At 71.0% G+C, this 26,918-nt stretch carries 21 protein-coding genes; 14 read left to right on the top strand and 7 right to left on the bottom strand.

All coding sequences use genetic code 11. From position 1 onward, the window contains the following. Positions 1 to 6: 6 nt before the first annotated feature. The gene (locus LUM46_RS19630) at positions 7 to 1,638 is read right to left on the bottom strand and encodes a glycosyltransferase family 39 protein (RefSeq protein ID WP_274996250.1); all 1,632 of its coding nucleotides are present in this window, start codon (positions 1,636 to 1,638) and stop codon (positions 7 to 9) included. A gap of 231 nt (positions 1,639 to 1,869) precedes the next feature. Between LUM46_RS19630 and LUM46_RS19625 the strand changes: the two genes are divergently transcribed. The 4 genes from LUM46_RS19625 to LUM46_RS19610 are packed head-to-tail and all read left to right on the top strand — an operon-like array spanning position 1,870 to position 5,440. After that, positions 1,870 to 2,895, top strand: a complete 1,026-nt coding sequence (locus tag LUM46_RS19625) for a glycosyltransferase family 2 protein (RefSeq protein WP_374726966.1) — start codon at positions 1,870 to 1,872, stop codon at positions 2,893 to 2,895. Beyond that, the gene (locus tag LUM46_RS19620) at positions 2,892 to 3,992 is read left to right on the top strand and encodes a glycosyltransferase (protein WP_274996248.1); all 1,101 of its coding nucleotides are present in this window, start codon (positions 2,892 to 2,894) and stop codon (positions 3,990 to 3,992) included. The genes LUM46_RS19625 and LUM46_RS19620 overlap by 4 nt, the downstream gene beginning before the upstream one ends. After that, on the top strand, positions 3,989 to 5,026 hold the full coding sequence (locus LUM46_RS19615; protein ID WP_274996247.1) for a lysylphosphatidylglycerol synthase domain-containing protein: 1,038 nt from the start codon (positions 3,989 to 3,991) through the stop codon (positions 5,024 to 5,026). The genes LUM46_RS19620 and LUM46_RS19615 overlap by 4 nt, the downstream gene beginning before the upstream one ends. Positions 5,027 to 5,077: 51 nt before the next feature. Beyond that, positions 5,078 to 5,440, top strand: coding sequence for a DUF3499 domain-containing protein (locus tag LUM46_RS19610; protein WP_274996245.1), 363 nt, complete (start codon positions 5,078 to 5,080; stop codon positions 5,438 to 5,440). A gap of 95 nt (positions 5,441 to 5,535) precedes the next feature. Here LUM46_RS19610 and manA read toward each other — a convergent pair whose 3' ends face one another. After that, positions 5,536 to 6,774, bottom strand: a complete 1,239-nt coding sequence (manA, locus tag LUM46_RS19605; RefSeq protein WP_274996242.1) for a mannose-6-phosphate isomerase, class I — start codon at positions 6,772 to 6,774, stop codon at positions 5,536 to 5,538. A 109-nt stretch (positions 6,775 to 6,883) separates the two neighbouring features. On the opposite strand from manA, the gene LUM46_RS19600 reads away from it, so the two are divergent. Both LUM46_RS19600 and LUM46_RS19595 read left to right on the top strand, forming a co-directional pair. After that, the gene (locus tag LUM46_RS19600) at positions 6,884 to 8,353 is read left to right on the top strand and encodes a phosphomannomutase/phosphoglucomutase (RefSeq protein WP_274996241.1); all 1,470 of its coding nucleotides are present in this window, start codon (positions 6,884 to 6,886) and stop codon (positions 8,351 to 8,353) included. Beyond that, entirely contained in the window at positions 8,350 to 8,565 is a 216-nt protein-coding gene (locus tag LUM46_RS19595) for a Trm112 family protein (RefSeq protein ID WP_274996239.1), read from the top strand. Before LUM46_RS19600 ends, LUM46_RS19595 begins: the two co-directional genes overlap by 4 nt. Positions 8,566 to 8,575: 10 nt before the next feature. On the opposite strand, the gene LUM46_RS19590 is transcribed toward LUM46_RS19595, so the two are convergent. After that, positions 8,576 to 9,934, bottom strand: a complete 1,359-nt coding sequence (locus LUM46_RS19590; protein ID WP_274996238.1) for a SpoIID/LytB domain-containing protein — start codon at positions 9,932 to 9,934, stop codon at positions 8,576 to 8,578. Positions 9,935 to 10,061: 127 nt separating this feature from the next. On the opposite strand from LUM46_RS19590, the gene LUM46_RS19585 reads away from it, so the two are divergent. The 3 genes from LUM46_RS19585 to LUM46_RS19575 all read left to right on the top strand — a co-directional run bounded on the left by LUM46_RS19585 (position 10,062) and on the right by LUM46_RS19575 (position 14,449). Beyond that, positions 10,062 to 11,987, top strand: coding sequence for an N-acetylmuramoyl-L-alanine amidase (locus LUM46_RS19585; protein ID WP_274996237.1), 1,926 nt, complete (start codon positions 10,062 to 10,064; stop codon positions 11,985 to 11,987). An 83-nt stretch (positions 11,988 to 12,070) separates the two neighbouring features. Next, entirely contained in the window at positions 12,071 to 13,006 is a 936-nt protein-coding gene (locus LUM46_RS19580) for a hypothetical protein (RefSeq protein ID WP_274996236.1), read from the top strand. A 108-nt stretch (positions 13,007 to 13,114) separates the two neighbouring features. Further along, positions 13,115 to 14,449: a polysaccharide pyruvyl transferase family protein gene (locus tag LUM46_RS19575; protein ID WP_274996234.1), complete on the top strand. Its 1,335-nt coding sequence runs from the start codon at positions 13,115 to 13,117 to the stop codon at positions 14,447 to 14,449. Between the two features lie 108 nt (positions 14,450 to 14,557). Here LUM46_RS19575 and LUM46_RS19570 read toward each other — a convergent pair whose 3' ends face one another. Together LUM46_RS19570 and LUM46_RS19565 are read right to left on the bottom strand one after the other, a co-directional pair. Continuing rightward, positions 14,558 to 16,468 (bottom strand): glycosyltransferase, encoded by a 1,911-nt coding sequence (locus LUM46_RS19570; protein WP_274996233.1) that lies wholly within the window; start codon positions 16,466 to 16,468, stop codon positions 14,558 to 14,560. Positions 16,469 to 16,532: 64 nt separating this feature from the next. Beyond that, entirely contained in the window at positions 16,533 to 18,665 is a 2,133-nt protein-coding gene (locus LUM46_RS19565; protein WP_274996232.1) for a polysaccharide pyruvyl transferase family protein, read from the bottom strand. Positions 18,666 to 18,894: 229 nt separating this feature from the next. On the opposite strand from LUM46_RS19565, the gene LUM46_RS19560 reads away from it, so the two are divergent. From LUM46_RS19560 to LUM46_RS19550, 3 genes are all read left to right on the top strand, one after another. After that, the gene (locus tag LUM46_RS19560) at positions 18,895 to 20,139 is read left to right on the top strand and encodes an acylneuraminate cytidylyltransferase (RefSeq protein ID WP_274996231.1); all 1,245 of its coding nucleotides are present in this window, start codon (positions 18,895 to 18,897) and stop codon (positions 20,137 to 20,139) included. A gap of 57 nt (positions 20,140 to 20,196) precedes the next feature. Continuing rightward, entirely contained in the window at positions 20,197 to 21,090 is an 894-nt protein-coding gene (locus LUM46_RS19555) for an N-acetylneuraminate synthase family protein (protein WP_274996230.1), read from the top strand. Between the two features lie 241 nt (positions 21,091 to 21,331). Continuing rightward, entirely contained in the window at positions 21,332 to 22,348 is a 1,017-nt protein-coding gene (locus LUM46_RS19550; RefSeq protein WP_274996229.1) for a glycosyltransferase family 2 protein, read from the top strand. A 103-nt stretch (positions 22,349 to 22,451) separates the two neighbouring features. Here LUM46_RS19550 and LUM46_RS19545 read toward each other — a convergent pair whose 3' ends face one another. After that, positions 22,452 to 23,675: a DUF6716 putative glycosyltransferase gene (locus LUM46_RS19545; protein WP_274996228.1), complete on the bottom strand. Its 1,224-nt coding sequence runs from the start codon at positions 23,673 to 23,675 to the stop codon at positions 22,452 to 22,454. Next, positions 23,672 to 24,745 carry a hypothetical protein gene (locus LUM46_RS19540; RefSeq protein WP_274996227.1) on the bottom strand — a complete coding sequence of 358 codons (1,074 nt, stop codon included), beginning with the start codon at positions 24,743 to 24,745 and terminating at the stop codon, positions 23,672 to 23,674. Before LUM46_RS19540 ends, LUM46_RS19545 begins: the two co-directional genes overlap by 4 nt. A 166-nt stretch (positions 24,746 to 24,911) precedes the next feature. Here LUM46_RS19540 and LUM46_RS19535 point away from each other — a divergent pair, with 166 nt between their 5' ends. Both LUM46_RS19535 and LUM46_RS19530 read left to right on the top strand, forming a co-directional pair. Beyond that, positions 24,912 to 25,910 (top strand): ABC transporter permease, encoded by a 999-nt coding sequence (locus LUM46_RS19535; protein WP_274996226.1) that lies wholly within the window; start codon positions 24,912 to 24,914, stop codon positions 25,908 to 25,910. Beyond that, a complete protein-coding gene (locus LUM46_RS19530) occupies positions 25,903 to 26,886 on the top strand; it encodes an ABC transporter ATP-binding protein (protein WP_274996225.1) in 984 nt (327 codons plus the stop codon). The genes LUM46_RS19535 and LUM46_RS19530 overlap by 8 nt, the downstream gene beginning before the upstream one ends. Positions 26,887 to 26,918 lie beyond the last annotated feature (32 nt).

The raw sequence follows: 26,918 nt of genomic DNA, 5'->3' as shown, positions 1-26,918 counted from the left end.
CGCGGATCATGCGGCGGCCAGGGGCTCGGCGCCGACCCCGGCGGGGCGCCCGGAGCGCCGCTCACCGACGGCGCTCCGCGTGAGCGTGACCGCGACGGCGACGGCGAGCGCCGCACCCGCGCCCAGCACCGCGAGCGGCACGGCGCTCGGGAACGCGTACCAGTGGCCGACGGCGGCCAGGGCGCGGACGAGCGCCCCCGGTCCGGCGTCGTGCGGCATCCAGTACAGGTGCCAGACGTCGTGCTGGTACGCCAGGTGCATGCCGCAGGCGAGCACCAGCAGGGCCGCAGGCACCAGCCGGCGTCGGCGCGGGCATAGCACTGCCGCGCCGGCGAGCGCGAGGACCATCAGCCCGGCCAGGCCGGTGTACAGGTACCGGCCCTGCTGCGCGGCACCGAGGTCGTGGAACGCCGCGAACTGCTCCCACGAGCCGCGGGCGACGATCCCGGCGAGGGCGGGCACCGGGAACAGCAGCACGAGCGCGTCGAGCCGAGGTACCGGCCGGCGCACCAGCGTGGTGACCAGGCCGGCCAGGACCAGGGCGAGCGCCACGCGGGCCATCCACCACGAGGCGTCGTGCTCACGGGTGGCCGCGTGGTCCTGCACGAAGAAGAGCGTGACCATGCGTTCGGAGAACCGGCCGAGCCAGACGAGACCGCCGTCGGCCCAGCCGTGGACCGGGGTGAGGTCGGGTGGCGTGGCGTGCGTGCCGTGCGGCTGGAGCATGCCGTGCACCACGACGTTGCGCACCCACCAGAAGATGCCGGGAAGAGCGAGGGTGGCGACCACCAGCAGCGCCGCGGCCGCGGTCCGGAGGCGCTCGCGGTGCCGGTAGCCGGCGACGGCGTAGGCCAGCAGGATCCACGGGGGGAACATCAGCGCGAAGCCCTTGGTCAGCAGGGCGAGCATCGTGACGAGCCCCAGCAGGACGGCGGTGCGGCGGCTCAGGTCACCGGTGAGGACCCGGGCCACCAGCAGCGTGGCGCACGCACCGAGGATCACGAGCAGGTTGTCGTTGTTGACCGCCGACTCCAGGTGCGTCAGCTCGGGGATCGCGAGCGGGACCAGCGCGGCGGCGACGGGGAGCGGCTCGGGGAGCCGCAGGCGCCGCGCGGCGGCGAACAGCAGCAGGGGGAGCGGCAGGGCGAGCAACGCGTTCCACCAGCGCAGGAGCAGCCACACCTGGTCCAGCGGCGCGTCCTGCCAGTCGGGCACCAGACCCACGACGCCCGCGCCGAGCAGGTAGTACAGCGGCGGGTGCTGCACCAGCTGGTTGAACACCGGCGCGACGCTGCCGTCGGGTGCCTCGGCCGTCAGCGTCGCGGTGCCGCCGGCGTCCAGGTACGAGAGCCGCTCGCCGCGCGGGGGAACGTCCTGGCGGTCGGCCAGGTGCTGCGGCCCGTCGAGGCTGTCGGCCTCGACGAAGCCGCCCGCCGTCACGCCCTGCGTCACGTACGTGGTGCCCGGCCCGGGCCACGGCCAGGCGTCGCCCTGCCGCACCTGGAGGATCAGGTCCACGTGCTGGCGTTCGTCGGGTGAACGGAGATGGGGGAAGACGGCGGTCTGGCCGAGCATCACCGCCAGGTGCAGGAGCACGATCAGCCACACGACGACCGGAACCGCGCGAGGTCGGGTCACGCGAGCAGAGTAGCCATGCCGAACCGGACTATGCGGGCGCCCCGGTCACAGGCGGATAACAGTCGCTACATGGCACGCAATGTTCATGTCTCGGCCACCTTTCGTGCTTACGGTGGTGACGCCACTACCGCTTGTCGCAATTGCGTGCCGAAAGCCTGCTACCGAAAGCACAGGGCCATGAAGCTGTTCGTGCAGATTCCCTGCTTGAACGAGGAAGAAACGCTTCCTCTGGTGCTTGCCACGATTCCCCGCAGCATTCCGGGCATCGACGAGATAGAGATCCTGGTCGTCGACGACGGGTCCACGGACGGCACCGTCGAGGTGGCGCGCCGCCTCGGCGTGCGGCACTTCGTCCACCACACCCGCAACATGGGGCTGGCCAGGTCGTTCCGTGACGGCGTCGACTACGCGCTCCGGCACGGGGCGGACATCGTGGTGAACACCGACGGCGACAACCAGTACCCGCAGGAACGGATCGGCGATCTGGTGATGCCCGTGGTGCTGGGTGACGCCGACATAGTGATCGCCGACCGGCAGACCGGCACCATCGAGCATTTCTCCCCGCTGAAGAAGGCGCTGCAGAAGATAGGCAGCAATGTTGTCAACTTCGCCGCGGGGACCGACCTGCCCGACGCGGCCAGCGGCTTTCGTGCGTATTCACGGGGTGCGTTGATGCGGCTCAACGTCGTCACGCAGTTCAGCTATTGCATGGAGACGATCATCCAGGCCGGCCACAAGCGCCTGCGGATCCAGAGCCTGCCCGTCACCACCAACCCGAAGACCCGGGAGTCGCGGCTCTTCACGAGCATGGCGCAGCACATCGTCAAGTCGGGCCAGGCGATCAGCCGGTCCTACGTGATGTACAAGCCGCACGCCGTGTTCATCACGCTCGGCCTGGCCTTCACGGTGGGCGCCGTGGTCCCGTTCGGCAGGTACGCGGTGCTCCTCGCCACCGGCACCGCCGGGCAGCACCTGCAGTCCATCGTGCTCGGGGCGACCTCCCTCGTGGGGGCGCTGCTGAGCTTCGCCCTGCTCGTCCTCGCCGACCTCCAGCGCACCAACCGGGTGCTCCTCGAGGAGACGCTGGAGCGCCTCAAGGACGTCCAGTACGGCACGACGGCGGCTCCGGCCGGATCCGTGGCAGCGGAGAACCGGAGGTCGTCCGGCGGGAACGAGCCAGGCCCCGCCGACCGGCCCGGGCCTCGGGCACAGGGCCGGTCGACGGGTTCCGCGGACCTCCCGGCGGCCGTGTCGTGATCGCTTTCGGTACCTACGACGCGGCACGTCACCCGCGCGTCGCCGTCCTGATCGCCGGGCTGCGCGCCCACGGGATCAAGGTCACCGAGCTGAACCGGCCCCTCGGCTTCTCCACCGCCGAACGGGTGCGTCTGCTCCAGCAGCCCTGGCGCCTGCCCGTCCTCGTCCTCCGGCTGCTGCGGTGCTGGGCGGGCCTGGTCGGCGACTCCGTGCGGCAGCGGCGGGCGGAAGGGCGGCCCGGTGCCGTGCTCGTCGGCTACCTGGGGCACTTCGACGTGGTCCTCGCCCGGTTGCTGTACCCGCGCTCGGTGGTCGTGCTCGACCATCTCGTCTTCGCCGGCGACACCGCCACCGACCGTGGGGCGGCCGGCCTGCGGGTGCGGTTGCTGACGGGGCTGGACCGGCTGGCCGTGGCGTGCGCCGACCTGGTCGTGACCGATACCGAGGAGCACCGGCAGATGCTCCCCGTGCCGGACAAGGGTGTGGTGGTGCTGGTCGGCGCGCCGGACGCCTGGCGAGTGCCGGGCTCCTCGTCGGTCGCGACCGGCGAGGCACCCGCGCTGTCCGTGGTCTTCTTCGGGCTGTACACCCCGCTGCAGGGCGCGCCGGTCATCGCCGAGGCGGTGCGTGACGCCGTCACCGCGGGCGCCGCGCTGCGCGTGACGATGGTCGGGGCAGGCCAGGAGCTGCCTCGGGCGCGCGAGATTCTGGCGGGGACGCCAGGGGTCACCTGGCACGACTGGGTGGAGCCCGATCTGCTGCCCGGTCTGGTCGCGGACCACCAGGTCTGCCTCGGCATCTTCAGCGACACCCCGAAGGGCCTGCGGGTCGTGCCCAACAAGGTCTACCAGGGGCTCGCGGCGGGCTGCGTGGTGGTCACGTCGGACACACCGCCGCAGCGCCGGGCCGTGGGGGAGAACGTCGAGCTGGTCCCTGCGGCCGACTCCCGGGCGCTGGCGGACGCGCTCGTCACGCTCTGCGAACCCGCGGAGCTGGCCGCCGCGCGGGTGCGCGCCGCGCGCGGGCGGGACCGGATCCGGCCACAGGTCGTCGCCGAGCCGCTGGTCGCCGCGCTGCACCGCCGGGGTGCGCTGTGACGGCGAGTCGCGCGGGCACGACGCCGGCGCCCGTCGGCCGCCCGGCCGGCCGGCCGGCCGGGCGCTCGGTGGTCCGCTCGGCGGCCCGGGGCGCGCTCGCCGTCCTGCGGTCGCCGTGGGTGCGGTGGGGTTTCCTGGCCGTCGCCCTGGGCCTGGCCGTCTGGTACGTACTGGACAACCGGGAGCCCTTGGCCCGGGCGGCGCGGGACCTGTCAGCGACCGAGACGGCCCTGGTCGTGCTCCTCGGCGCGCTGTACGTGTGGTGCACGCTGCTGGCCTGGCGCGCGGTCCTCGCGGACCTGGGCTCGCCCCTGTCGTTGCGGAGCGCCGTGGCGGTGTTCGGTATCAGCCAGCTCGGCAAGTACGTGCCCGGCGGCGTGTGGAACGTCGTGGCCGCCGCGGAGGTCGGAGCGGGACACCGCGTGCCGCGCGGCAGATCGGCGGCGTCGATGCTGGTGGCCGTCGCCGTGTCGGTGGCATCCGGCGCGGCGGTGGGCGCGGTGGCGCTGCCCTTCGTGTCCGCCGGCGCGCTGGGCGCCTGGTCCTGGGTGGTGTGGGTGGCCCCCGTGGTCGTGGTGGTGCTCGTGCCGCCCGTGCTCAACCGGATGATCGGGTGGGTCCTCCGCCGCACCGGGCGCGGTACACCGGCGCACCCGATGACCTGGGGCGGTCTGGGCCGCGCGGTCTGCTGGTCGGTGGCCGGATGGCTCGTCGCGGGGCTGCAGCTCTGGGTGCTCTGCACCGGGCTGGGCCTGCCTCCCACCCTCCGGACCTTCGCCCTGGCTGCCGGCGGCTGGGCGCTCGCCTGGACCGCCGGGTTCCTGTTCGTGGTCGCGCCGGCCGGCGCGGGCGTGCGTGAGCTGGTGCTCGCCGCGGTCCTCGCGGGCGCCCTGCCGGCGCCCGCAGCGGCGCTCGCGGTGCTCGTCAGCCGGGTGGTCCTGACGGTGATCGACCTGGCGTTCGGGGGCGCCGGGCTGCTCCTGGCCCGCGGCGCGCGGCGCGACGGCACGGAACCCGCGCCGTTGCGCCCGTGACCACCCGGCGTGTTCGGCGCGTTGTGCCCGGTCAGGGCGTAGTGTCGGCGCGTGAGATCGGTGAGACAGTGTTCGCGCTCGGCCTGTACCAACGCGGCCGTAGCGACGCTCACGTATGTGTACGCGGACTCGACAGCGGTACTGGGTCCGCTTGCGCACCTGGCCGAGCCCCACAGCTACGACCTGTGCGCGGAGCACGCTGAGCGGCTGACCGCGCCGCGCGGGTGGGAGGTGGTCCGCCTCATGCCCGAGTTCGAGGACGCGGGGCCCAGCCCCGACGACCTGTCGGCCCTCGCCGACGCCGTGCGCGAAGCCGGGAAGGTGCGCCGGCCGGCCGAGCCGCCGACGGTCACGGAGACGGCGCGCCGCGGACACCTCCGTGTCCTGCGCGCCGACGACGACTCCACGGCCTGACCCACCGCCCAACCTGTTGAGTGCTGGGTATTTGCGCTCTCGAAACGGTTCGAGTGCACAAATACCCAGCACTCAACGGGTGGGGGCTGAGGTGGTTACGGGACCCAGGCGCAGACCGCGTGGCCCTCACCGGACAGGACCAGGTTGCCCGCGTCGTGCGGTACGAAGACCGACTCGCCCTGGACGAGGCGCTGCGGCCCGTCGTCCGAGCGGTCTGCGTCGAGCTTGAGGTCGCCGGCCAGGCACAGCAGGATCCGCGGACCGGTGGCGGGCAGGGTGACCGGCTCGGCGGGGTCGACGTCGGCGGTCGTGAGCGCGAACTCCGTGACCGGCACGCGGTAGGTGTGCACCTGCCCGCGACTGCCCGAGGTCGTCATCTCGGGGGCGGACGGCTGCTGCGGGGAGAACACGGTGCAGGCGACGAGGTTCTCCTCGTCCACGAGCTTGGTGGTGAGCCCGGCGCGCAGCACGTTGTCGGAGCTGGCCATGATCTCGATGCCCAGTCCGGACAGGTAGGCGTGCACGACGCCGGCGGGGGTGAACGCGGCCTCGCCCGGTTCGAGCGAGAACCGGTTGAGCATGAGGGAGGCGATGGCGCCCGGATCGCCGGGGTGCTGCTCGGCGAGGTCGACCACGGTGCGGTCGGCGCGCTCGAACGGCGAGCCGGCGGCCAGGCGGGCACGGACCGAGTCAAGAGTGATCTGGATGTCGTCGGCGCAGGCCTCGTCGGCGCGCGCGGAGAGCAGGTGGTTGAACGCGTCCCGCATGCCGTCGTGGCTGCGGTCACGCAGCAGCGCCGTGCGGACGCCGTCGACCAGGTCTCCCGCCAGACCGTCCAGCACGTCAAGGATGGTGCGCGGCGTGCGGAAGCCCGCGAGCCCTTCGAACTGCGACAGCGCGACGATCATCTCGGGCTTGTGCTGGTCGTCCTTGAAGGACCGCTTCGGCGACGACAGCGGCAGGCCCGCCTTGTTCTCGCGCGTGAAGCCCTCCCGCGCCTGCCGCGGCGACGGATGGACCTGGAGCGAGAGCGCCTTGCCCGCTGCCAGGATCTTCAGCAGGTAGGGGAGGCGCGGGCCGAACTGCTCCGCCACGCGGTGGCCGAGCGTCTGCACGGGGGCCTCGCGGACCAGGCGGTCGAGCGCGACGTCCTCGTCCTCGACCACGCTGACCGACGGCGCGCTGGTATGCGCCCCGAGCCACAGCTCGGCCTGGGGCCCGCCGTCGGGCTCGGCGCCGAGCAGGTTCGGGATCGCTTCGACGGATCCCCAGTCGTACCGCTGGATCGTGTTGGTCAGCGGCAGGGGCGCGTGAAACTGGGCTACGGCAAGCACCGCGCAAGGATAGCCCGCCGCGGGCGGGGACCGGCAGTACCGCAGAGACCGGCAGTACCGCGGAGACCGCGGAGACCGCGAAGGAGGGCGGCTCGCGTACGCTGTCGACGTGGCTCTCGACCTCAGCAGGATCATCAAGGCGTACGACGTCCGGGGACTGGTGCCCGAGGAGCTCTCGCCGGAGGTGGCGCGTGCGATCGGCACGGCGTTCGCCCGGGTGGTGGTGCTGCCGGAGGCTACGGGTGACACCCGCCCGGCCGCCGTCGTCGGACGCGACATGCGCGACTCGGGGCCCGGCCTCGTGGACGCCTTCGCCGCCGGGCTCACCGCCGAGGGAGTGGACGTGCTCCGGATCGGGCTGTGTTCCACGGACGGGCTGTACCACGCCTCGGGCGTGCTGGGCCTGCCGGGCGCCATGTTCACCGCGAGCCACAACCCGGCCGAGTACAACGGCATCAAGCTGTGCCGCACCGGCGCGCGGCCGGTGGGGGACGCGACGGGGCTCGCCGAGATCCGCGCGGTCGCGCAGGGTCTCCTCGACGGTTCGGCCGAGACCTCGACAGGCCTGGCCGGCGGGACCGTGACCGACAAGGAGATGCTGGGCGAGTACGCCGCGTTCCTGCGGGACCTCGTGGACCTTGCGGGCATCCGGCCGCTCAAGGTCGTCATCGACGCGGGCAACGGAATGGCGGGCCTGACGGTCCCGGCGGTACTGGGCACGGACGCAGGCCTGCCGCAGCTTCCGCTGGACCTGGTGCCGATGTACTTCGAGCTGGACGGCACGTTCCCCAACCACGAGGCGAACCCCCTGGAGCCGGCCAACCTGCTCGACCTGCAGACGGCGGTCGTCGCGAACGGCGCCGACATCGGGCTCGCGTTCGACGGCGACGCCGACCGCTGCTTCGTGGTCGACGAGAAGGGCGTGCCGGTGTCGCCGTCGGCGATCACGGCGCTGGTCGGCCTCCGGGAGGTCGAGAAGGAGAAGGCGGCCGGGCGCACGCCGACGATCATCCACAACCTGATCACGTCGCGAGCCGTGCCGGACCTGCTGTCGACCGCTGGGGCGCAGGTGGTCCGCACCCGCGTGGGGCACTCGTACATCAAGGCGGAGATGGCGTCGAACGACGCCGTGTTCGGCGGGGAGCACAGCGCCCACTACTACTTCAGGGACTTCTTCTTCGCCGACACCGGGATGCTGGCCGCGCTGCACGTGCTCGCGGCGCTCGGTACGCAGCCCCACCCGCTGTCCGAGGTCGCGGAGATGTACGAGCCGTACGTGTCCTCCGGCGAGATCAACTCGCGCGTCCCGGACGCCGCGGCGGCGACCACGCGGGTGCTGGACGCCTATCGCCTGGCGTACCCCGGGATCGACGTCGACACCCTGGACGGGGTGACGGTGTCGAACTGGGACGGTCACCCGCAGTGGTGGTTCAACCTGCGGGCGTCCAACACGGAGCCGCTGCTGCGGCTCAACGTGGAGGCGGCCGACCAGGACATCATGGAGAAGGTGCGCGACGACGTCCTGTCGCTCGTACGTGGGCAGGCCACCGGTTCGGCCGAGGGAGAAGAGACACCGTGAGTACTGACCAGACCGGCACCGACAAGATCGAGGCGCTGGAGCCGTGGGTGCGCGAGATCCTGCGGTGTCCCGTCACGGGCGCGACCCTGGTGGACGGCGTGGGGCCCGGCGGGGAGCCGGAGCTGCACTCGACCGATGCCGACCGGCCGCTCGCCTATCCGGTGCGCGACGGCATCCCGGTCCTCCTGGAGTCGGACTCCCGCCCGCTCTGACCCGGCGGCGTCAGTCCTCGACGATCTTCGTGAACCAGGACGACGGCACGCTGCCCGCGATCGTGTGGGACCCGACAAGGGCCCGGATCCGGTCGGCCGATCCCGAGATGCTGGCGGTGCGTCCGCTCGGTGACGTGGCGACGAGCCGCTTGGCCTGGCCGCTCGAGTACCGGTCGGCCACCCGGATGCTCGCCACCTGCCCCAGCCCGAACAGGTCCTGGGCCTTGGACTGCCCGATCCCGCGCCGCCAGACGGCGTTGCTGTTGCCCGGCGCCACCTTCGAGTAGGGGTCCGGCACGGACCGCTCGTACGGGATGGCCGACGACCACACGTCCTCGGAGTTCGCCGTCCGCCCGCCGCTCGACGAGTAGTAGTGGGTGGCGACCGTCGTGCCGGCGTAGGTCAGGACGCTCCCGGTGGTGAGCGCGGTCGTCGTGGAGTCGACCGCCGCACGCCAGTACGTGCTGTACGGGCCCGACGCATGCCTCCAGCCGGAGAACTGCTGGTCCCGCACGTCGTCCACCAGGTGGCACCGGCAGGTGCTCTTCCACTGCCCCGTCCTGGTCACGGCGTACGAGCGGGCGACGACGGCCTGGGCGCGCAGCGCCTGCTGACCGCCGGTCGAGCCCCAGGACGCGGGCATCTCGGCGAGGCCGTACAGGTACTCGGTGTTGAGCCGCAACCGGTTCACGATGTTCGCGACGCCCTCCGAGGCGCTGAGCAGGAGCCGTCCGTACCGGTAGGAGCCGTGCGCACCCGCGACGGTCACGGTCGCCGGGCTCGTGCCCTTCTTGTAGTACGGGGTGCCGGCCCAGTGCAGCACGAGCTTCTCGTGCCGGTGGAGCTCGCCGTCCGGCGTACGGACCAGGACGTCGCCGCGCGACGTCGACACGCTCAGCGTGCCCGCCGGGCCGAACGCGACGGTCCGCTCGCCCGCGCGCAGCCGCCAGCCGCCGCCACGCACCACGACCTTCGTGGCGCCCTGGTCGGCGTAGCCCGAGAACCCGTAGGGCTCCGGTCCGTAGACCTGGACGTCGATCAGGGCCTTCGTCGCCTTCCGCGCCGCGGCCGTGCCGGTGTAGTAGTGGCCCAGGATGCCGGTGGCCGACGAACCGCGCCGAGACATCTCGTACGCTCCGTACTGGGCCATCCCCACGCCGTGCCCGTAGCCGGAGCCCTGGACGACGAACCGGCTCGGCACGTCGGCGGCGGACGCCGTACCCGGTGTCGCGACGAGCGTCGCCGCGGCCAGGACAAGGGCCAGGAGCAGGCTGTGCCAGGGCCTCGTGCGGCGTCTCCCGCCGTGGCGCTCGCGCTCGCGCGCGGGATGAATCCGGGTAGTTCGGTCAGTGCCAGATCGGATGTGCATGGTGCTCTCGTCTCATTCCTTTTCACTGTGCACCACGAAAGCGGGAAGGGCACCTCGTGGAGGGGCCAGAAGTTGATCCATGCGCATCCTGGTGCGCGGCTCAGGGGCCGTGGCTACGGTCGAGAAGATGGGGCCCTTCGCGCGGCGCACGACCACGACGTTCCTGACTCTCGTCCTCGCGGTCGGCGGTGTCCTGCTGCCGGTGGTCGAGCTGCCCCTGCCGGAGGCCGCGGCCGTGCCACCGCAGCTCGACCAGGTGCGGCTCACGGGGATCGACGCCGCCGCCGGGCGCGACCCGAGCGCGCTGCGCGCCGCTCAAGGACATGCCGCGGAGCACCGAGAGGCTCGTACGACCGGCGACGGGGAGCCGCTTCACGGCCGACTTGCCGCGCTGAGCGCTCGGACCGAGACCCGGGAGTTCCTCGTCGCCGGTGTCACGTGGGTTGCCGGGTCGGACGCGGAGGTCACCGAGGTGGCTCTGCGTGTCCGCGAGGGCCAGGGCTGGGGCGCATGGCAGTCGGTCGGGGTGGACGGTGTCGGGGACGACGTCGGCGGACCCGCCGACCGGCGGGCCGGCACCGAGCCGTTCCTCTCCACCGGCGCCGACGCCGTGCAGGCCCGCGTACGGACCCGGAGCGGGCGGGTGCCGGCCGGCCTCCGGATCGACATGGTGGACCCGGGCGTGCGTGCCGCCGACGCCGACGCCGACGCCGGAGGGCCCGCGCGGCCGGCAGCCTCGGCGAGCGCGGCGACGGGCGACGAGATCCGCCCGTCGCTGGTGCCACGCAGCGGTTGGGGCGCCGACGAGTCGCGCGGGTCGTCGTGGCCGGAGCTGTCGGGCCGGCTGGACGCGATGTACGTGCACCACACGGCGGGTACCAACGCGTACTCCCGGAGCCAGTCGGCGGCGATCGTCCGCGGCATCCACGCGTATCACACCGGGGCGCGCGGGTGGCCGGACATCGGCTACCAGTTCCTCGTCGACCGGTTCGGCAAGGTCTTCGTGGGCCGCCGGGAGGCGGCCACCGACAACCCGATCGGCGCACAGGCGGGCGGGTTCAACACGGGCACCATCGGGATCTCGGCCATGGGCAGCTTCGGGACGGCGGGCCCCACCCGTTCGATGCTGCGCAGCATCGAACGGGTGCTCGCGTGGAAGGCGTACCGCTATCACGTCCCGGTGACCGGGACGGTCGGCCTGCCCAACGGGGGCAGCTCGGGTTCCGGCACCCGGAGCGACCCGGGCGACGTGGTGCGGGTGCCGCGCATCCTGGGGCATCGCACGACGAACGTGACCGCGTGCCCGGGGGAGCGGCTGGTCGAGCGTCTGCCCGCGATCCGGCGCGCGGTGCGAGCGATGAAGAACGCTGCGCTCGACCGCCACGGCACCGTCCGGTACACCACCGGCAAGATCACGGCGCACGCGGCGGGGGCGAACCAGTACCCGGTCCAGTGGCCCGCCCGTACGCGCTTCTCCTGGGCACCGGAGCCGGGAGCGGTGCGCTACCAGGTGCTGGAGCGGTACGCGGGACACCGGTCGCCCATGCCGAACGAGCGCTACTGGCGCCGCATCATCACGGTGTCCGGCACGTCCGCCAACCTGTACGCCGCCGAAGGGCTCTCGGTGCAGTACGCGGTACGGGCCGTGGACCGCGACGGCAGGCTCGGCCCGATCTCGCACCTCGTGCGCACCACCCGTCCGGTGCCGTTCACCGCGACGGCTCGCACCACCGGCACGTGGGCCCAGGTCGCCGACGACGCCTACTTCCGTGGCCGGGCATGGTCCACCATCCATGCCGACAGCCGGCTGGTGGTCACCTCCGTCGAGCGTCTGACACAGGTGCGGGTCATGGCCGCGACGGCGCCCGGCCGGGGCCGCCTGGCGGTCTACGTCGGGACCACGCGCGTGGCGGTGCTCGACACCGACGGCGCGAGCGCCGCGCGGCGCGTACTCACCGTTCGGCTCCCGGAGGCCAGGTCCGGACGGGTGACGCTACGGACGCTGGACGACGCGAGGGTACGGGTCAGCGCGGTCGCGTTCGTGCGCTGGTGAGGCGCTGCCGAGGCACTTCACGAGCCGGGTGAGGACCGCCTGTATCCTCGGGGGCGTTCATCAGTCCCGAAAGGTTGGTTTCCGTGAAGCACCTCGTCCTCCACGTCGGCGCCCACAAGACCGGTACGACGCTGGTGCAGAAGGCGCTGCGCTCGAATCGTGAGGCATTCGCGCGTCGCGGCTACGACGTCCTGATCCGCAACGAGTACGAGAACCTCACGGAGGGACGCCACTCCCGGTGGCGGCGCCAGGACGGTGCCCTGAGCAACGTGAACAAGGCGTTCGAGATGGTTCGCGACGCGGCGACCCAGGACAGCCTGGTCATCTCGCACGAGGACCTCCTGGCCTCGGTGCACTCCTTCCGGAGCGGACCGCTGTACGCGCCCGCCGACGACATCCTGCGGATCGCGCACGAGGTGCTGCAGCCGGAGCGCACCACCGTGCTGCTCTACGTACGGCGCCAGGACCGGTTCGTCGAGAGCTCCTACCTCCAGACCGTCCGCGTGGGATCGACGAAGTCCTTCGAGGAGTTCATGGAACCGGTGACCACCGACAACCTGCGCTGGGACAGCCTGGTCGAGAAGATCAAGGCTTCGGTCCCCGCAGGCTCCGAGGTCCGCGTGAACTACTTCGAGAGCATCAAGCAGCTGCGCTCGCGGCCGTTCGTGCGGGAGTTCTTCCAGCAGACCGGCGTGGGCGTCCAGCCCAAGTTCCCCTTCAACACCGAGGCCGTCAACCGGGGGTATTCTGACGCGGCGCTGAAGCTCGCGCTCGTCGGCAACGCCGAGCTCGAGGCGGAGGACCGGCGCAAGCTGCGACTGTTCCTCGATGCCAACTTCTCCAACGTGACGCACTCTTCGCCGCTGCTCCTGACCCCGGAGCAGCGCGAGGAGATGCTGACCGCGCTCGTGCCGTCCAACAAGGCGCTGCACGGTATGGTCACCGGCGGCCTCTCGAAGGACGCGGTGGACCTCGAGGTGAACAAGGGCGAGTCGCCCTATCTCCCCGGCGGGAAGTGAACCGACCCGCTCCACGACGTCCTGCCGTCCCCGACGGCGGGCTTGGCAGATCTGACCACAGTGATCAAGGATGGTGCCCGTGCACTACAAGAACCGGCGCGTGACACGATGAAGCGACTTCGACTGTTCCATTTCGACATCAAGACCTACGGCAACTACGGCGACACGCTGCTGTTCGAAGCAGTGCGCGAGCTGTTCGAAGGTTTCGCGGGCGGGGATGCCTTCGAGGTCGTCCAGAGCCGACAGTTGCGGGACCCCGTGACGCCGCGTCTCGTCGACTTCATCAACGAGAACGTCGATGCTGTCGTCATCGGCGGTGGTGGGCTCTTCCTGAGCGACACCAACCCGAACCAGCGGTCCGGCTGGCAGTGGAACATCTCGCTGGACCTGCTGCGTCGCATCGAGAAGCCGCTCATCATCTTCTCCGTGGGCAACAACCGGTTCATCGACCAGGCGGACTTCGCGGACCCGTTCCGCGAGCACGTGAACCTGACCCTCGAGAAGTCGGTCTTCTTCGGTCTGCGCAACCACGGCTCCGTGGAGACCATCAAGGAGTACATCAGCGCGCCGAACCGGGACCGGGTCAAGTACCAGCCCTGCCCGACGACGGTGTCGTCCTATCTCTACCCCGACCTGTACCAGGCCGAGATCCCGCACGAGCGCCGTATCGCGGCCGAGTCGATCGTGGGCAAGCGCCAGGCGCGCGCCGGGTTCGACGCGGGCAAGATCTACGCCGACCAGGTCGATGTCCTGGAGAAGCTCTCCGGGGAGGGCTGGCGGATCGAGAGCGTTCCGCACGCGCGTGCCGACATGGGCTTCCACGACCTTCTCACCGAGCGTGGGGTCGTGAGCAGCGAGCACGTCCTGTGGGGCTCTCGTGACGTGCTGTACAAGGGCATCGAGTACTTCGCGGATCTGCCGATCATCCTCGGGACACGCGGGCACGCGCAGATGGTTCCGTTCGGCATGGGCACCATCCCGCTGTCCCTGTACGTGCACCACAAGATCCGCTACTTCGCGACCGACATCGGCCACGCGGACTGGGCGATCGACCCGCGCAAGGACGGCTTCCAGGACACCCTGTACACGACGATCAACGAGGTCCACGAGCGTCAGCCGGAGCTGCGCAAGGAGCTTGCCGACGTCCGCCAGCGCTTCTTCGACACGTCGATGGGCAACCTCGCCGACATCTACAAGAGCCTCACGGGCGAGACGGTCACGCCGTCCTTCCGTGCGCTGACGCCGCCGGAGCGCCGTACCGCGGCCCGGGCGTACGACGCGTCCATGCGGTTCGACAAGATGGAGCAGGACAACGGCCGGCTCAAGCGCGAGCTCAACAAGGCCCGCAAGGACCTCGAGCTTGCCGCTGTTCCCCGCCAGTCGATGACCGCGGGCCTGCGTCGCCGGCTGCGGCCGCTGCGCAAGAAGCTCACGGGCAGCTGAGCCCTCCGCCGAGGTAGACAGCCGAGGTAGGGACAAGAGCTGGGGCGGTGCGAACCACATGGTTCGCACCGCCCCAGCTTTGTCCTGCCACGTCCTATGGCAGCGGCGTCAGGCGAGCCTGTTCTTGATCGAGCGCGCCTGTGCCAGCATCGCGTCCCGCATGACGCTCCGGCGCGGGTCGATCGCGTAGGCCTGCTTGAGCACGCGCGCGCAGTCGTCATGGCGGCCCAGGCGACGGTATGCCTTGGCGAGCTCGCGCAGCTCCGCCGACGTCGCCTCGCGCTGCGTCATGACGGCCTCGATGACACGCACGGCCTCACTGGCCTTGTTCGTCTTGTTCGCGAGCTGGGCCTGACGGAACGGGCTGTTGCTCCCCGCCTCCGGGGGCTTCCCGCCGGCCGCGGCGTGCCGCAGGTCGCGCACCAGCTCGTTCTTCTCCCAGTCGGCAAGGTGGTCGAGCCAGGCATAGTCGAGCTGGTCGTACCGCTCACCCTTCGACGTCGGCTCCCACGGCTTGCGCCCCACGTAGTGGAGGACCTTGACGTCCTCGTCGTTGAACACCTGCGGGTGGTGGGAGTAGATGCGCTTGGTGGTGTTGTACTCCAGGGGGAGCTTGCGCCAGTCCGAGAAGAACTCGTTGAGGAAGCCCTGGTCCCCGCCGTCGTACGACGTCGTGTGGTTGAGCTCGGACATCATCTTCTCGAACATTCCGTGCGACGGGTTCACGGCGAAGACGCCGGAGTTGAACACGGTGCCGTCGGGCAGGTCCAGACCCGCGTCGGGCACGGCGGCGAAGCCGTCGCCGTCGAACAGATCGTCCAGGTTGCCCTTGACGACCGTGTCACTGTCCAGGTAGACGAGCCGGTCGAAGAAGTCGAGCCGGAACACGTGCAGCTTCGTGTAGGTCATCGCGAAGCGGGCCTGGATCTTCCTGCCGCCCGAGTTCATCGGGTTGCGGATGCCGGGCACCTGGATGGTCCGGATGCCGCTGGCGGCCAGCGCCGCGCGGTCGGCGTCCGGTGTGACCAGCGCGATCAGCGGGACGTCCGAGTGCTTGCGCAGCGAGTTCGCCAGGGCGCGTGCGCCATGGTGGTACGCGCCGGAGACGACAGTGACGTACGCGCACTTGCGACCGTCGATCTCCTTCCACAGCGGACCGCCGACCTCGGGGATGACGACCGACGTGTCCTCGCCCACCTCGGCGAATGTGAGGTCCACCGTGTCCTTGGACGCGGCGAGGGTCGGTACCGCCTCCGGGGTGAGGTGCGGGCGGTCGGCGAGCTCGTCGGCCTGCGGCACGAACAGGTGCAGCGTGTCCGACTGGCTCACGGAGCGGATCGTCGCGTCCGGGAACTCGGTGAGGCACGAGCGCAGGAAGGAGAGGTCCGAGTCGAGCCCGTGCGCCGACTCGTAGCCCGGCGTGAGGTCCTTGTCCTTGAGCGCGGACTCCGCGGCCTGCGTGACCGTGTAGCCGTATCGGCTGTCCTTGGACTCGTACATGTCCACGCCGGCGAGGTAGATCTCGCGGAAACCGACGCCCAGGCCGAACGCCAGCGCCTGCATCCCCGTGGTGGGCAGGCCGGGCCGGCTCATGAAGGCGCGTGCGAGACGGGGGAACCGAGCCGGCACGGACCACGAGTCGAGCTCCTCGACACCGGGCATCGGCTCCAGTCCGTACCTGTCACCGTCGCGGTTCGCGGCGTGACGCATCGGACTGAGGATCCGGCGCACGTCATACCGGTTGGACCGCATCTCCTCCTGCAGCAGCTTTTCCAGCTTCTCGTTCGGGATGGCGCTGAAGTACGCGTCCACCCGGTCCCCGAAGTGGTAGTTGCTCTCCAGGAAGAACCAGTTCATGCGGAAGACGACCACGTCCGCCGGGATCCGGTGGTAGGGAGGCATGGCCGACGACGGCCCGTTGCCGACGATCAGCAGTGGCCGGTCGATCAGGTCGGCGAACGACGCGATCTCCGCGTCGCCGGGCTCACGGCCGAGCGGCACGCTCCGCATGGTGGGCATCGATTACTCCCTTTCGGTGTACTGAGACCGGTCGAGTCTAACGGCCGGGAACGGAGAGAGCGGATCAGACCTTGGCGACGTCCTCGGCTGCCGCCCGGACGTGCGGCAGCAGGATGAGCTGCCGTTCGGCGACGTCGGCCCGGTAGTCCTCCTCGCGGGCGAGCACGTCGAGGGTGCGCTCCGCGAGCCGGGCGCCGAGATCGGGGTCGGACACGTCGAAACCCCAGTCCGTGCGGTCGACGTCCTCCAGGAAGTACCGCATCTTGGGGTGCGACACGATGCTCAGCACCGGGGTGCCCAGGCCGAACGGGATCATCGTCGAGTGACCGCGCATGCCGATCACGAGCGAGGCCTGCCGGTAGACGGCGAGGGCGTCCGGCTGGTCCATGTTGTGCAGCTCGTCCACGGGCAGCGACAGGTCGTGCGCCGCCTCGAGGTCCTTCGCGAGCCGCAGGTCGCCGCGCGTGTGCGCGGCGATCCGGACCTCGGCCCCACCCCTGCTCGCCTTCTCCACGAGCTCCACGATGTGCTCCAGGAACTGCGCGTAGCCGCCGCCGAAGCGCCGCTCGCTGCGGTCGAAGGCGGCGTTGAGCAGCACCGTGCCGGAGCCGGTGCGTGCTGCCGGGAGATCCGGTCGGATGTGCTCGAGCACGGTGGTCGGGCACGGCACGAAGCGCACCTTGTCGTGCAGCTCGTCCGGCAGCATGGCGCGCACGCGCTCCATCGAGCCGGTGTTGCGCAGCCCCAGGAACTCGGCCTTGCTGGTGAAGGCGATCAGGCTGCGGCGGAAGAGGTCGCCCTTGAACTGCTGCCCCAGGAAGAGGTTGAAGCCCACGGCGAAGGCGAAGAGGGGAACACGCACCGCATCGAGCGAGGCCGGCGGCACGTTCCACTGCCAGCCGCTGTTCCCGTTGGGCGACGTGTCCGGGAGGAACAGGCCGCCGCCACCGACGACGAGCGCGCGCTGGGCGTTCGCGATCCGGACGAACTCGTCGTCGAACACCTGGTGCGCGTGGAAGGGGACCCACTCGGAGCGGCCGGCGGGCTCGCTGATCGCGTCCCGGACGGCGTCGGGCAGCACGATGTCGCCGAAGTTCTCCCCGCGGTCCACGTAGAACGCGACGTGGCCCATACCGCCTTGGGTCGCCTCGGCCTCCGGCGGCGTGATGGGGTTCTCGGTACGGGCGAGCACGGTCCGGACCGAGGAGCGCGGCATGTCGTGGCGGATCGCCCGGCGGGCCAGGGCGTGCGCGGACTCGTCGTCGTGGATGATCCAGGCGACCTGTGCGGCGCGTGCGGAGCCCACGCCCGCGCTGGCGATGCGGAAGGCACGGCGAGCGGCGCCGTAGCGGCTGAGCGCCGACAGCGAGGTGCCGAGGGCCAGGAGGTAGCGCTCGGTGACGACGCCGTAGTGCTCGAAGGTGGTCTGCAGCAGGTGGAGGGCGCCGGCGTGGTCGGCGTCGGTCGCGAGGTACTCGGCGTTCTCGACGGCGACGTCGAGCAGGTTCGGCCGGGCCTTCAGCGCCGTCAGCCGCCCGGCGTCGGCGAACTCGTCCAGGAGCTGGCCCAACGGCCCGTCGATGCCCCGGGTGAGGCATGCCACGAGGTACCGGCCCAGCGCGGCGTCGGCCGCCTTGCGATGCGTGATGGACGCCGATGCCGCGATGTCCCGCAGGTCGGTCAGATCCTCTGGGCCCTCCACCTCGAGCACCCGGGCCCGCAGGTCGAGCAGCTGCTGCAGCTCCTCGACCGCCCGACGCGCGTTGGTGTGCCGCCGCGCCACCGAGCCCGTGCCCTTGGACGCCTGGTAGAAGTGCTCCTCCGCGGCCTCCGGGTCACCGGTGAGCAGGGCGACGATGCCGGCGAGCCGCCCGGTCTCGGCGTCGGGTGCACCGGTGCGCAGCAGCTTCGTCAGCGTGGCGGCCCCGGCCAGGTCCTGCCGGTCGATCGCCGCCCGGGCGCCGTCGAGCGCCGCCGTGCGCACGGCCGGGACCTCGGTCCAGGCCACCTGCCCCTTCGCGAGCCTGCGCGTGGTGATCGGGTCGAGCTGGGGGCGGGCGCCCGTGACTCTCCGCAGCGCGTGCATGACCTCGGAGGTGCGGCGCGCGTTCGTTCGGCGCTTGGACCGAGAGACTGCACCGGGCACGCCACCGTCGGGGTTCGGGGAGTCCGCCTTGCGACCTTCGGTTCCGGGCACTCGAGCTGTCTCCGTTCTCGGCACGGCAACCCCGGCACTCAGGTGCCGCATGCCGTTTCGTGGGGATCGGTTCTGGGGGGCGCGGCGCTCGACCGCCGCGTGCTACGGCAGGATCCCACATCTGGGCCCGCTCCGGTTGCGTCGACGGCACCTCGTGAGGCACGCCGCTCGGTGCGGAAGCGCTACTGTGGTCGGCATATCCCTGCCGACCGACTCGAGAGTGCCACGTATGTCTGTACCCGGTGAAACCCCGTCCGCCGTCGTCATCATCCCGGCTCGGGGAGGTTCACAGGGCGTGCCCCTGAAGAATCTCGCTCGGGTGGACGGGATCACCCTGGTCGGGCGCGCGGTCCAGGCATCGCTCGCCGCGTCGTCGGTGGCCGAGGTCATCGTCTCGACCGATCACGACGAGATCGCCGCCGAGGCCCGGCTGCACGGAGCGCGCGTGGTGGCGCGCCCGGCGGAGATCGCGGGCAGCACGGCGTCCTCCGAGTCGGCCCTGCAGCACGTACTGGACCGGGTCGAGGCCGGCGACGGCGGTCTGCCGCCCCAGGAGATCCCGCCCGTGACCGTGCTGGTGCAGTGCACCTCGCCGTTCATCGACCCCGAGGACCTCGACACGGCCATCCGCCGGGTCGCCACGGGCGAGAAGGACGTGGTGGTGGCGGTCTCCGAGACGCACGACTTCCAGTGGCGCATCGACGACGGCGTCGCGAGCCCTGTGGGGCACACCACCGAGTACCGGCCGCGCCGCCAGGAGCGGGCGCCGCACTTCCGCGAGACCGGTGCCTTCTATGTGATGCGCACGCAAGGGTTTCGTGCAGGCAGCACGCGGTTCTTCGGCGACGTCGGTATCCAGCCGGTCGCCCCGGAGTGGGCCATCGAGATCGACGAGCCGCGTGACCTCTGGCTCGCCCGTCAGCTCGTGGACCAGGACGTCGACGCCACGCCCGGACCGCTGGACGTCGACGCGCTCGTCACCGACTTCGACGGCGTGCACACCGACGACCACGCCTCCGTGGACCAGCACGGTACCGAGCAGGTGCGCGTCAGCCGCGGGGACGGCATGGGCGTCTCGCTCCTGCGCCGCACCGGCCTGCCGATCCTCATCCTGTCGACAGAGACCAACAAGGTGGTCGCCTCTCGTGCCGACAAGCTGAAGGTGCAGGTCATGCACGGTGTCGAGAACAAGGCGGCTGCCCTGCGTGCGTGGATCGCGGAGCAGGACCTGGACCCGGCCCGGGTCGCGTACGTCGGCAACGACGTCAACGACCTGGCCGCCATGGCCGTGGTCGGCTGGCCGGTCGCGGTGGCCGACGCGCGCCCGGAAGTGCGGGCACAGGCCCGGCTCGTCCTGTCCCGCGAGGGCGGGAACGGTGCGGTTCGTGAGATCTGTGACCGTATACTCGCTGCGCGTCAGGGTGAAGCTGCCCCCAGTACGGCAGCCGTCCAGACCCCCGTCGTCACCGGTTAGTCCCGACGACACGTAACAGCACTACCCTGTGCTCGACCCTTTCGGAAGGACCTTCTTATGAGCGCGACGAACGCGCAGCCCGCGCCGGTCACCATCGGCGACCTGCAGGTCGGCGCCGACCAGCCCGTGTACGTGATCGGTGAGATCGGCATCAACCACAACGGTGACGTCGAGATCGCCAAGAAGCTGATCGACGTCGCGGTCGAGGCCGGGTGCCAGGCCGTGAAGTTCCAGAAGCGCACTCCGGAGATCAGCACTCCGAAGGACCAGCGCGACAAGATTCGTCAGACGCCGTGGGGCGAGATGACGTACCTCGAGTACAAGTACAAGGTTGAGTTCGAGGAGCCGGAGTACACGGAGATCGACGCGTACGCCAAGGACAAGGGCGTGCAGTGGTTCGCTTCCCCGTGGGACGCCCCCTCGGTCGACTTCCTCGAGAAGATGAACGTGCCGACCCACAAGGTGGCCTCCGCCTCGGTGACGGACCACGAGATGCTGCGTGCGCTCGCCGCCACGGGCAAGCCGATCATCCTCTCGACGGGCATGTCGACGCTGGAGCAGATCGACGCCGCCGTGGAGATCCTCGACACGAGCAAGCTCGTGATCCTGCACTCCACGTCGACCTACCCGCTTCCCCCCGAGGAGGCGAACCTGCGCACCATCACGACGCTGCAGGAGCGCTACGGCGTGCCCGTCGGCTACTCGGGCCACGAGACCGGCCTCCAGATCTCGATCGCGGCCGTGGCGCTGGGCGCCGTCGCCGTGGAGCGGCACATCACGCTGGACCGCGCCATGTGGGGCTCGGACCACGCTTCCTCGCTCGAGCCCAAGGGTCTCGAGAACCTGGTGCGCGACATCCGCATCCTCGAGAAGGCGCTCGGTGACGGCGAGAAGCGCGTGATGCCCGGCGAGTTCTCGCCGATGTCGCGCCTCCGTCGCGTCGACGCCTGAGCTGACACCGCGGAACCACACAGGTCCGGGCGCGTACACTGCCCGGGCCGTATGCACGACGTGGGCTCCGTCGCCTCGAGCGACGACCGGGCCCGCTGAACGTTGATGGTCGGAGGCGGGCGCCGCACGCGCGGCGCCCGCCTCCGATGTTCCCGGAGTCCGGACGGAGCCGGGACCGGGCCGCACCGGCCCGGCGATCGCGAGAGGGGGCCACGTGCCCGAGCGGGTTGAGGCGGCGAGCATGCCGTTGGTGACGGTGGTCGCCGTCATACGTGATGAGGAGCCGTACCTCGAGGCGATGGTGCGCTCGATCATGGAGCAGGACTACCCGCACCCGCTGCACATGGTGCTCGCGGTGGGACCCTCGCAGGACCGCACGCACGAGATCGCCGAGAAGCTCGCGGCCGAGACGGGCCGGGTCACCGTCGTGGACAACCCGACGGGCTCCAAGCCGCTCGGACTCAACGCAGGGCTGGCGCGGATGCCGGAGGGCCACTCGATCTTCGTCCGCGTGGACGGCCACACCGTCGCGGAGCCCACCTACGTGCGCCGTGCGGTGGAGGCCCTGCAGGCCGCCGGGGCCGACGGCGTGGGCGGGCGCATGATGCCCGTCGGTGACACCCCCGTGCAGAAGGCCGTGGCCCGAGCCATGAGCCACCCGGCAGGCCTCGGCGCCGCCTCGTTCCACACGGGTGGCAGCGCCGGCCCCGCCGAGACGGTCTACCTGGGCACGTTCCGCCGTGAGGCGCTGGAGCGGGTGGGCGGCTACTCGCCCGTGTACGTCCGGGCGCAGGACTGGGAGCTCTGCCTCCGGCTGCGGAACAGTGGCAGCCTCCTGTGGTTCGACCCGTCGCTCGTGGTCGAGTACAAGCCGCGCCGCACGCTGCGTGCTGTGGCGACCCAGTTCTGGCGGACCGGTATGTGGCGCCGTGAGGTGGTGCGCCGAAACCCGGGTACCGCGAGCCTGCGCTACCTCGCCCCGCCCACAGCTGTTCTCGTGCTCGCCGTGTCGGTGCTGGTCGCCGTCGTGGGTGGCGTCCTGGGATCGCTGCCGGTGACGCTGATCGGGATGATCCCCCCCGCCACCTATCTGCTGGGCGTGCTCGCCGCGTCGGCGCACGCGGCGTCGCGGCGTCCTCGGCTCGACCTGCGCGCAGCGCTCGCCCTGCCCGCGACGCTCGTGACGATGCACATGGCCTGGGGCGCGGGATTCCTCCGGGGCCTGACGGAGCGCGTCCGGGTCGACGACGGCGTCTGACCCCTGCGCCGCCGAGACAGAACCCTGCCGAGACAGCACCCTGGCGAGGTAGAACCGCAGGTGCGCTGCGGTTCTACCTCGCCAGGGTTCTCCTTCGGTGGGGTCAGGCCTTCTTGTCCAGGAAGAGCAGGCGAACCGGCCGCGTCGAGACCCGGATCGTGTCGTAGACGAACCTCGGCAGGTACATCTGCAGCGCCATCCGCAGGTAACGCGCCTTGAGCCACGGCTTGACCTCGGACAACGCGGTCAGCGTGCCCGACTCGCGGCGCGCCGCGAGGGTCTGGACGGTCGCCGGCAGCTCCGACTCGGTCGCGTGGAGGTAGTTGTCCTCGAGCCAGGCCGGGTCAGGCTCCGGGCCACCGGCGCGGAGCGCCTCCGCGGCGTCGGCGACGTGCATCACGCAGCCGCTGCCGGCGAACGGCGCGTTGAGCAGCTCCGGGCTGACGCCGAAGTCGTCGATGATGACGGTGGACAGGCCGAGAGCCAGCGACTCCATGGCGGCGGTCGAGCTGACCGTCATGAGCGCGGAGCCGGGCTGGAGCCACTCGGCCATGGGTCCGTCGACGAACCGCAGGGCGTCGCTGCGGTGCCCCAGGCGCGCGTGCTCGGTATCCCACAGCTCGTCGTACGGGAACGCCTCGTTGTGGGTCTGCCGCTCGCCCTTGCGGGCGCGGAGCTTGACGATGACCTCGAGCTCGTCCTCGGCGAGGTGCGCGAGACGGTCCAGGAGGGCGACGCGGTCGGGCCGGTTGTCCGGGACCTTGGCCTGGGCGGCGAAGACGACGCGCTTGACGGGCTGGGTGCCGAGGCTCGCCGACATGTGCTCGAGGAAGGGCAGGTGCGCCAGAGGAACCTCGGGCGCGACGCCGTGTGCGGCGAACGCCTCCCGGTAGGCATCGATCTCGAGGCGGCTGTGCACGACGAAGGCGTCGCACCAGCGGCGCCAGCCCGTGCCCTCCGGCGTCGCGGGCAGCGCCATGCCGGGTAGGCCGGTGATGAGTGCGGGACGGCGCTTGCCGGTTGCGCCGACGATGGCACGCGCGACGACCTCGGCGACCGGGCCGGTGGCGGCGATGAGCACCACGTCGGGGGTGTTCTCCCGGATCTGCGCGGCGAGCTCCCGGACGGGCAGGACGGCGGGACGGACCACGGATGATCCGGCGACGGCGGCGGCGATCTGACTGGTGGTCGGCGCGATCGGCGTCTTGACTATCACCGCCGAGCGGTCCAGGCCGGACTCGTCGGCCGGGCCGAGCCTGTCCAGCGTCGCGCATGCCCACTTCAGGTACGAGTCGCTGTCCGCGACCGCGAGCACGCGGATGGTCATTCGTTCGCCTCCGGGGAGTCATTTTCCGAAGCGTCCTCGACAGCGGCCCGGGCTTGCCGGGCGAGGTCGACGACGCTGGTCAAGTGTGCTCGGTGGTCGGCCGAGGCGCGCGGGGTCCACCAGTCGGCGGGCACGTCGAGCGCGGTGACGGGGACACCGAGCGGTGAAATGATAGTGGTCAGCAGGATGGTCGACGTCGACGGCAGGCTCAGCACGCGCTGGCCGGCCCGCAGGCCGCGCAGCCGGATCTCCACGGGTGCGCCCGGCGCGTCGACGACGACGCCGTCGATCGACGCCAGCGTGGCGAGCAGCTCCGGCGTCTGACGGCGGTGCGGGAGGTAGCGCAGCTCCCCCTCCTTCGCCAGCGACCGGATCCAGTCGACGTAGCGGTCCTGGTCGATCAGCCCGTCTGCGGCCATGGCGGAGCCGACGACGATGGTGGGTTCGGTCATCGCGGCGTCCGCGGGCTGTGCCGTGAGCCAGCCGAAGCGGTTGGGCCGCACCTCGAACCCCTGGGCCCGCAGTCCGGCGGCCAGGTCGGGGGCCAGCGGGAGCGCGGTGAAGATCGTGACGCGGCCGTCGGCGGCCAGGGACCGCAGGCGTCCGGCGGCCACGGCACCGAGCCGACGCCGGGGCGCGGGCGCCCGGCTGCCGATCCGGACCAGCGGGGCGCGCCGCACCAACAGGCGGCACAGCTCGAGGGTCGCCAGGCCGTCGTCGACCAGCACGATGCGCTCGGTGCGGCGCAGGGGAGCGGTGGCCTGGAAGAGGCCCGAGAAGGCATCGCCGACGAGCCAGACGGGCTCGCGGGCCGTCAGCGCACTGCGCCGGCCCGCGAGGTCGAACGTCAGTCCCTCGGGCAGGCGGAGCTCGCGGACGGCAGCCAGCGCGTCACCCAGTGCGGGGACGTCGTCGCGTACGTGCACATGGGTATCTGTGCCGCCGTATCCGGCGGCGTGCGCTTCCACGGTGCAGAGCAGCTGCAGCGGCGACTCGACCAGGGCGCCGGCGGCACGGGGGGACGTGGCGCGCGGGTCCGTGGCCCGAGAGGCGGGACGGGGGTGATGCACGCGGTGCAGTCTCTCACGTAAGGATCCTCACGTGTCCCACACGTCGTCCGAGGTCGTCAGCCTGTCAGCCATTCCCGACCACACTGCTAGGGTTCGTGACCCGCTAGGATCGAATGGCCGGATCGTCCCCGGCAGTGCCCCCGACCAGACAGGTATTTCACGCACCGTGAGCACACCTACTACCGACGCGGCCGCGCCGGCCAAGGCCCCGGCCAGCGGCGATGCCAAGAAGCCGCCGCCACCGCTCGTCCCTGGCACGACATCCGCCGAGCGGCTGGCGCTCGCCAAGAAGTACGGGCTGCGACCGCTGAACGTTCGTCCGCCGCTGGGTGAGTACATCCGTGACCTCACGCGCCGCTGGGCGTTCATCCGGGTCCTCGCCACGTCGACCGCGTACGCCAAGAACCAGAACAACTACCTGGGTCAGCTCTGGGCGGTGCTCAACCCGATCCTCAACGCGGCCGTCTACGTGCTGATCTTCGGCGTCCTGCTCGGCCTCAACCGGGGTGTGGACAACTCGATCGCGTTCATCGTGATCGGCGTCTTCATGTACCGGTTCGTCGAGGCCTCCGTGACCGGCGGCGCCAAGTCGATCAGCGGCAAGACCCAGCTCCTGCGCTCGCTCCACTTCCCCCGCGCGGTGCTACCGATGTCGACGGTGCTGTCGCTGCTCACCACGCTCATCCCCGCGATCGTGGTCATGTGCGCGATCACGCTGCTGAGCGGGTACCTGCCCGGCTACGAGATGATCCGTGTCTCGTGGTGGTGGCTGCTGCTGCCCGCCGCGGTCGCACTGATGTGGATCTTCAACATGGGCCTGGCGTTCTTCATGGCGCGGTTCGTGGCCAGCACACCGGACATCGAGAACGTGGTGCCCTTCGTCATGCGGGTGGTGATGTACGCGTCGGGCGTGATCTTCCCGGTGCTCACCTTTGTCGACCGGCTGCAGATCTCCGAGACGGGGAAGGCGATCGTGGGCGGCATCCTCGAGTACCAGCCTGTCGCCGTGTATCTCTACCTGGTGCGCTCGGTGCTGATGCAGGAGGAGGACATGTTCCCGCACAGCGGCCTGATGTGGGCGCTCGGCGGGGCTTGGGCAGTGCTGTTCTTCGTGATCGGGTTCATCGTCTTCTGGCGCGGCGAAGAGAGGTACGGACGTGACTGAGGCCGACGAGCACATGGACTTCGACCTCGAGGTCGAGCCGGAGGACGAGGGGGAGGAGGCGCTCGAGACAGAGCTGGGCGACCCCTGCCTCGTGGTGGACGACCTGCACGTCGTCTACCGCGTCATCGGCGGCCGGGCCAAGAAGGAGGCCGAGAGGAAGGGCGCCGAGATCCGCGAGGTCGAGGTCAAGGTGCCGTTCCACAAGAGGCTGCTCCGCGCCGGACGTCAGCACGTCGGCGCCGTGAGCGAGGTCCACGCGGTGCGCGGTGTCTCGTTCACCGTGCGGCACGGTGAGTCCGTCGGCATCGTCGGCGTCAACGGTTCCGGCAAGAGCACCATGCTCCGGGCGATCGCGGGCCTCATGCCCCCGAAGTCCGGCAGTGTGCACGTGTCGGGCGAGCCCTCGCTGCTCGGTGTCAACGCGGCGCTCATGCCGATGCTGACGGGCGAGCGCAACATCATGATCGGCGGGCTCGCGCTCGGGCTCACGCCCAAGCAGGTCGAGGAGCGGTTCGACGAGGTGGTGGAGTTCGCCGGGATCGGCGACTTCGTCTACATGCCGATGAAGACCTACTCGTCCGGTATGGGCGCGCGCCTGCGGTTCGCGATCTCGTCGTCCGCCTCGCCGGACATCCTGATGATCGACGAGGCTCTCGCCACCGGCGACGCCGCCTTCAAGGAGCGCAGCAAGGCGCGCATCGAGCAGGTCCGCGAGAACGCGGGCACGGTGTTCCTCGTGAGCCACTCGATCTCGACGATCGAGGCGATGTGCACGCGCGTGCTGTGGATGCACCAGGGCCAGCTGGTGATGGACGGCCCCGTCCACGAGGTCGCCGACGCGTACAAGAAGTTCGTGCGCGCGCAGCGTCCCGGCATGGGTCCGGCCCGCCGCCGGGCGCTGCAGCGCAAGCGTGCCGCGGAAGAGGCGGCGAAGAAGAAGGCCGAGGCGGCGGAGCGCGCGAAGGCCGACGTCTAGTCGGAGAAGGCGACCTGAGCCCGCGCGTGACG

It is taken from the genome of Promicromonospora iranensis (assembly GCF_028994805.1).
In the GTDB taxonomy this organism is placed as follows: Bacteria; Actinomycetota; Actinomycetes; order Actinomycetales; family Cellulomonadaceae; genus Promicromonospora; species Promicromonospora iranensis.
This window is presented reverse-complemented; position numbering and strand designations above follow the sequence as displayed.